Here is a 6830-nt window from a genome sequence, read left to right on the forward strand (position 1 = left end):
ACGCAGTCCTAAACGACGACGAGCACTGACGCGAGTGCACCCCCGGTCAGCAAGATCGCACTGTAGGCCGCGACCCGGTTCCGGAAGCCGGTGTTCGTCGATGTCGATGCTAACAGGGCCTTGACCACGATGCTCGAGACCGTCGCGAGCAGGATCGCAACCGTAGCCTCCGGCCCGCCCAGTTGGTCGCCACGGTAGAGGACGACCGCCGACGTGGTCGCCCCGGCACTCGAGACGAAGCCGCTGGCGACGGCCGTCGCGTAGAAGCCGAGCGTGCCGAACCACGTCTCGGCCAGCGAGCCAAAGACGAGCACGCCGAGGAAGACGACGCCGAACCCGAGCGCGTTTTTCAGCGAGAACGGACTCTCGAGTTCCATCGGCCCGGATTCGCTCCAGTCGGCAGTGAACGCGGCGACGACGAACGCGAGGACGATGACGGCTCCCAGCGGCACGATCGCCTCGACGAGGATGTCGGCGTCGCTGCCGGCCGTAAAGCCGACTGCGATCGCGAGATTGCGTGCGGCCATCGCGGCGTTCGCGAGCAAGATCGCGGCGACGGCGTAGGAGGCCGCCTCGGGCCGCTGGTTGACGTGATCGAGCATCGTCCCGACGACGGCCGTCGAGGACGCCAGCCCGCCGAAAAAGCCCGTGACCGCGATCCCGCGACCGCCGTAGGTCGTGACGATCGCGTAGTTGGCGATCCCGATCCCCGCCACGGCGACGACCATCAGCCAGATGACCTGCGGCTCGAGTGGCAGCGTCAGCCCGGCGAACTCGACGGTCGTTTCCGCCGGGAGGATCGGATAGATGACGAACGCGAGGATGGCGAACTCGATGGTCGAGCGCACCTCCTCGTGGGAGAGCCCCCACGCGAACTCGTGGAGTTCGCGCTTCAAGACGAGCAACAGCGACGAGAGCACGGCGACGGTCACGCCCTCGAGGATGAAGCCGACGGCGACCAGCGCGCCGACGCCGTAGGCGACGAGCATCGAGACCGACGTCGTCAGTGAGAGTCCCGCTTCGTCGTCGCTCATGAGCCCCTGAACCGCGAGCAACACCCCCTGGACGATGACGAGCACGCCACCGAGTATCAGCAGGCCCTCGCCGATGGGTGCCTCGGTCTCGATGGCGAGGACGGTAAAAACGGCAGCGAGCAGGCTGATCAGCGAGAACGTCCGAATGCCGGCGGACTTCTGGGACCACTCGCGTTCGAGTCCGAGAAACATCCCCAGTGCGCCGGCCAGTGCGATCCGCACGACCGTCTCCTCGAGCGGCGCATCGACGACCTGCAGCGCGACCTCGTTCACCCCCGACCGTTCACCGTGATCGTATATAAGCAACCCGCCGACGGTGACGCGATCCGATCGCCGACATCCACGCTAGATGGCACCGTCAACAGTGATACGGTCTGCTGTTACGGGTTACCGGCGCGACCGCCGGACTGCTCCCGGTCGCGTCGGCACCCACTGACAGCAGTCTGTATGACGCGATCCGTCGAGATCTCATTGGACAGTGATCGACGATCCTGATACGGAATGTCCCAGGCGGCGGTCACGGACCCGGCAACGCGTGGACCCGTGTCAGAGGTCGACGTACTGCGATTCCCACTCGCGGCGGGCCTCGAGTTCGCGGCGGCCACGGCGAGTGAGCGTATAGAAGTTCGTTCGGCGGTCACGTCGGCCCTTCTCGACGAGACCCTTGTCGACGAGCGTATCGAGGTTCGGATAGAGCCGCCCGTGATGGATCTCTTTCTCGTAGTACTGTTCGAGTTCGTCTTTGATAGCCAGTCCGTGGGGCTCCTCCTCACCAGCGATGACATAGAGCAAGTCACGCTGGAATCCTGTCAGGTCGTACATTGGGAAAGTACCAATCGCACTTACTGTCGAATTTTAATAAGGCTATCGGGTTGTTTCGATTGAAAGAGGGGTATTACCAGCGAGACGTGTCGTTTCGAGTCCGAGAGACCCATAATGTCCATGACGAATCGATCGGTGAATCTCACATAATGTGTGGTTCATGTTTACAGTCCAGATATTTTATTTCGACACAATTATATTGAATTGTCCGCCACTGTTGACCTTGGTTTGCTCGAGTAGAAACCAGTCTCACCACTGGACAGTAGAACGCTCGAAACAGGAAAGCAGATCGCGTGACGGGAAAAGTGTCACGCGATCGCTTGCCGCCCTGAATTGGTCCCCGCTGACGCTTCGGCCCTCCAAGCGAAGCGTCACGTAGAAAACTACGTTGTGTGTACTTAAATGTAACGACAGCAGGAGACCGCAGGGATGGCCGATAATCGGGGCTCTCCTAGATATGTTCCTCCTCGAGTACCCACCCGAGCGCTCGCTTGTAATAAGTAAACATCTCTTCGACGCCGTCGTGGCGCATCTCGTCGCTCTCGAGGTGTTCTTTGAGGAACTCGTACTGCTCGCGGATTTCGTCTTCGTCTCGCATACTCGCCACTACCGGCCGAGAGCGGAAAAAACGCCGCGACGCGGCAGTGCTCGGTCTCACGTTTCGCCGTTCCGAGGACCGGCGAACTCGACCCCCGTTACACCCGAAAGCATACGTATTTCTGTCATGAAACAGTGTGCGGTAGTAGCACATATTGCTGTAGGGCGAGACCACCAGCCAATAACACACTGACAACGAGTCGGCAGTCGCGACCGACCATCGAATAGATTGTTACTGACCGTCACTGCACACTCGATCGCACGATAGCCCTAGATCGGCTGTATAACCCGTTTCAGTCGCTACTATACTGGCTACCGATTCGAGGTGTTTCGCTGCGGTCTGTCGTTGCAGCCGTTAATAGTCTGTTGGGTGACAGTCACCCAATCGGCGTGCGTTCGGTGCTGGCCATTAGTTGTAACCGACGATCGCGTCTCACGGCTCGTTGCTGACGGTGACGACGTTCTCGAGCCGGGTCCGGTGGGACTTTTTGTGTTCCGTCCGTAGTGAACGCCATGAAAATCAGGGGTGAGCGCGAATGTACGGCGTGTGGGACCCGCTGGTCGTACTACGAGACCGGAAGTGTGGGCTGTCCGGCCTGTGGCAGCCTCCGGAGCGTCGGCGTCGACGAGCGGACCGAACACACCGACATGCAGGTCGTGTTCGACCTGACGCCCGTTCGAAACGCGATCGACGAGGCCGACACCGACGACCTCGCTGAGCGGGCTCGCGACCGGTGTCGCGAGTACGTTCGCCGTCGCGGGTTCGTCAACGCCGGCACCCTCCGCGAACTCGACGACACCTATCTGGCCGCGATCGAACTGCTCCACGTCGCCGACATCGTCGCCCGCGAGATCCACCTCGAGGAACGCGAAGAACTCTACTTCCTCGCCTTGCTCCGGGACGCCGACCAGGGGGAGCGTCCGCCTGTCGAGGACGTTCCGCGATCGCTTCGCACCGCTCGCGGACTCGCCTACGCAAACGCCGTCCGCGAGTACCGCCGCGACGTCCGCACGTGGGCCGAGGACCGAGAACTGACGACGAGCGAACGGGGGGCGCTCGAGACCCTCGGCGAACACGTCACGCGGGTTCGGATGCTCGACGGCGATGTCGAGCCACGGACCGCCGAACGGCTGATCGAGGCGACCCGCGATCTCGCAAACGGCCTGCGCGGCGACGAGGTGGCGTTCTCGCAGGCCCAGGAGCGACTGGCGAACCTCGAGTTCGAGTGAAAACTAAGGCAGCTCGACAGCGACGTCTTCCTGCAGGCTCGCGGCTCTGACAGTGTTGTACAGCAGCATCGCGCGCGTCATCGGGCCGACGCCGCCGGGAACCGGCGTGATCGCGCTCGCTTTCTCCTTGGCGCTCTCGAACTCGACGTCGCCGACGAGTTCGTAGCCCTTCTCGGTGTCCGCGTCGACGCGGTTGACGCCCACGTCGATCACGACCGTTCCCTCCGAAATCATCGAGCCGTCGACGAGTTCCGGGACGCCGGCGGCGGCGACGACGATGTCTGCACGCCGCGTCTTTTCTGCAAGGTCTTCGGTTCGGGAGTGACAGACCGTCACGGTCGCGTTGCCGTCATCGGCTTTCTGGATCAGCAGGTTCGCAAGCGGTTTGCCGACGATATCCGACCGACCGACGATCGTTACGTCCTTGCCCTCGGTGTCGACGCCGGCCGACTCGAGTAGCTTCTGGACACCGTGGGGTGTACAGGGTCGGAACCGAGCGTCGCCGGCGACGAGTCGGCCGACGTTCTCGGGGTGGAAGCCGTCGACGTCCTTCGCGGGATCGACCCGACGGATCACGTCGCGGTAGTCGACGTGGTCCGGAACGGGTGCCTGAACGATGTAGCCGTGGACGTCGTCGTTGTCGTTGAGTTCGGCGATGGTATCGAACAGTTCCTCGGCCGGGGCGTCGCCGGCGACGTCGACGTGGTGGCTTTCGATGCCGACCTCCTCGCAGTCGCGCTGTTTCATGTTCACGTAGGTCTGACTCGCGGGATCGTCACCCATGAGGACCGTCGCCAGGCCCGGCCGTGCACCCGCGTCGGCGAGCGTCTCGATCGCCTCGGTCAGATCGTCTCGAATGTTACTCGCAACCGCGTTGCCGTCGATGATCTCGGTCATTACTCGAGTGGGCGACCGCGAGACTCATTAATCTCCGGATTCGTGCCTATAATCTCTTTCAAGACGGCTCGAATGTACACGTTCATGAATAGGATATCGCGAGACCTCCCGATTGGAGGCCAGCCAGATCGCGTCGAGAGAGTACCTGTCGCTCGCGAGTACTGACAGCGAGACGGCAGCCGCGAAAACGAATGCGTCATGATACTGCCGGACAGAACGACGTAAAGCCGGTCGCATGCGACCGACTTCGTCGTGACTGCTGTCCAGTCGTATCAGTTATTCGTACAGCGGGTTCTCGTCACACAGCGTCGCGACTTCGTCGCGGACCTCCTCGAGGACGCTGTCGTCCTCGGGGCTGTCGACGACGCGAGCGATCAGGTCGGCGACCGTCCGGCAGTCGTCCTCGTCGAAGCCACGCGTGGTCAGCGCCGGCGTGCCGGCGCGGATGCCGCTGGGGTTGAACGCCGAGCGCGTCTCGCCGGGTACCGTGTTCCCGTTGAGGACGATGCCGGCTTCCTCGAGCGCTTCTTCGGCGTCGCCGCCGCTCGTATCGGGGTGGCTCTCGCGGAGGTCGACGAGCACGAGGTGGTTGTCGGTGCCCTCCGAGACCAGCGAGAAGCCGTGTTCGGAGAGGCGCTCGCCGAGGGCCTTCGCGTTCGCGACCGTCTGCTCAGCGTATTCTTCGAATTCCGGCTCGAGGGCTTCCTTGAAGCCGACGGCCTTGCCGGCGACGTTGTGCATGAGCGGGCCGCCCTGCCCGCCGGGGAAGACGGCAGCGTCGATATCGTCGGCGTACTCCTCGTCGCACATGACGATGCCGCCCCGTCCCGAGCGAATCGTCTTGTGCGTGCTACCAGTGACGAAGTCGGCGATGCCGACCGGCGAGGGGTGGACGCCGGCGGCGACGAGACCCGTGATGTGAGCGATATCCGCGAGGTGGAGCGCGTCGACCGCGTCGGCGGCCTCCTGAATCCGTTCCCACTCGACCTCACGCGGGTACGCGGAGTATCCCGAGACGATGATGTCGGGATCGAACTCGGCCGCGTGCTCGGCGAGTCCGTCGTAGTCGAGATAGCCCGTCTCGGGGTCAACCTCGTACTGCTCGACCTCGTACAGTTGGCCCGTGAAGTTGGCTGGGTGGCCATGGCTGAGGTGGCCGCCGTGGGTCAGGTCCAGCGAGAGGATCTTGTCGCCGGGCTCGAGCATCGCGAAGTAGACGGCCTGGTTGGCCTGCGTGCCCGAGTGGGGTTGGACGTTGACGTGTTCTGCACCGAACAGCTCCGTCGCGCGGTCGATCGCGAGCTGTTCGACCTCGTCGGCGTACTCACAGCCGCCGTAGTAGCGCTCGCCGGGGTACCCCTCGGCGTATTTGTTCGTCAGGGCGCTTCCCTGCGCGTCGAGGACGGCCTCGCTGACGTGGTTCTCGCTGGCGATCATCTGCAACGTCTCTCGCTGGCGCTGTACCTCGCCCTCGAGGGCGTCGGCGACGGCGGGATCGACGTCCCGTACCTTGTCGTGGTCCATATCCGAATTGCGGTCTGGCGGCTGTATAAGTGTACCCTTCCGGGGCAAGTTGCGCCACTACCGGGTCGGTGACATCACGACGAGGCCTGTCCGTCGGCTCCGGTTGTCGGCGACAGCCATCGCCACTCGAGTGGGGCGCACGGATCGTCGTCGGCCCCGCTGAGACGCAGACGGCGACGGGCGTTCGAGTCTGGTCGACGTGTGGACCGGTCCCGCTGACGGACTTATATACTCATAACAACCCGATACAACTAACTTATCCGAGTGACATTCAGCTAACCAAATGATTGGGTGGGAGGTAGACGGCGACGTCCTCCACGTCACCGACGCTGATAACGCCGAGTTGACGGTCGAGGGGGCTGATAGCGTCGTCGATAGCGCTAGGGCCGACATCCCGCGTCCCGTTGACGGGACAGTCGCCGTGAGGACTACTGAGCTCCGTTTCCCGCACGCGGTCGTGTATGCGTTCTCACTACGTTCCGATGACCACCGCGAACTCGATCCCGGCGGCGAACCCCTGTCACTGCCGCCCGGCGAGTACGTCGTCGACGTCGATACCGAGATCAAGTCCTACCTCCGGTTTTCCGGCGCGGCGACGATCAAACGGACGGCTGATTACGAGGAAGTCGTCGTTTCCTTTCCGACGCGAACGCGCGTCGTCCTCGGTCTTCGGTGTCGACACGAGTTCCCCGCCGGAACGATTACCGTCCCCGACCGCCCGTCGGC

General features: G+C 63.1%; 6 protein-coding genes and 1 pseudogene. 2 read left to right on the forward strand and 5 right to left on the reverse strand.

What is annotated here, in order from left to right; genetic code table 11:
- Positions 1 to 8 precede the first annotated feature (8 nt).
- The 3 genes from ACFR99_RS14020 to ACFR99_RS14030 all read right to left on the reverse strand — a co-directional run bounded on the left by ACFR99_RS14020 (position 9) and on the right by ACFR99_RS14030 (position 2454).
- Positions 9 to 1307: an MgtC/SapB family protein gene (locus tag ACFR99_RS14020; RefSeq protein ID WP_390288390.1), complete on the reverse strand. Its 1299-nt coding sequence runs from the start codon at positions 1305 to 1307 to the stop codon at positions 9 to 11.
- A 273-nt stretch (positions 1308 to 1580) separates the two neighbouring features.
- Positions 1581 to 1856, reverse strand: coding sequence for a PadR family transcriptional regulator (locus ACFR99_RS14025; RefSeq protein WP_390288392.1), 276 nt, complete (start codon positions 1854 to 1856; stop codon positions 1581 to 1583).
- A gap of 451 nt (positions 1857 to 2307) precedes the next feature.
- Positions 2308 to 2454: a hypothetical protein gene (locus ACFR99_RS14030; protein WP_006671865.1), complete on the reverse strand. Its 147-nt coding sequence runs from the start codon at positions 2452 to 2454 to the stop codon at positions 2308 to 2310.
- A 512-nt stretch (positions 2455 to 2966) separates the two neighbouring features.
- On the opposite strand from ACFR99_RS14030, the gene ACFR99_RS14035 reads away from it, so the two are divergent.
- Positions 2967 to 3683, forward strand: coding sequence for a DUF7117 family protein (locus ACFR99_RS14035; RefSeq protein ID WP_390288394.1), 717 nt, complete (start codon positions 2967 to 2969; stop codon positions 3681 to 3683).
- Positions 3684 to 3686: 3 nt separating this feature from the next.
- On the opposite strand, the gene folD is transcribed toward ACFR99_RS14035, so the two are convergent.
- On the reverse strand, positions 3687 to 4580 hold the full coding sequence (folD, locus tag ACFR99_RS14040; RefSeq protein WP_390288396.1) for a bifunctional methylenetetrahydrofolate dehydrogenase/methenyltetrahydrofolate cyclohydrolase FolD: 894 nt from the start codon (positions 4578 to 4580) through the stop codon (positions 3687 to 3689).
- Between the two features lie 276 nt (positions 4581 to 4856).
- On the reverse strand, positions 4857 to 6104 hold the full coding sequence (gene glyA / locus ACFR99_RS14045) for a serine hydroxymethyltransferase (RefSeq protein ID WP_390288398.1): 1248 nt from the start codon (positions 6102 to 6104) through the stop codon (positions 4857 to 4859).
- Between the two features lie 283 nt (positions 6105 to 6387).
- On the opposite strand from glyA, the pseudogene ACFR99_RS14050 reads away from it, so the two are divergent.
- A pseudogene (locus tag ACFR99_RS14050) lies at positions 6388 to 6830 on the forward strand (hypothetical protein); the annotation flags it as partial.

It is taken from the genome of Haloarchaeobius amylolyticus (genome assembly GCF_042678045.1).
Classification (GTDB): Archaea; Halobacteriota; Halobacteria; order Halobacteriales; family Natrialbaceae; genus Natrinema; species Natrinema amylolyticus_A.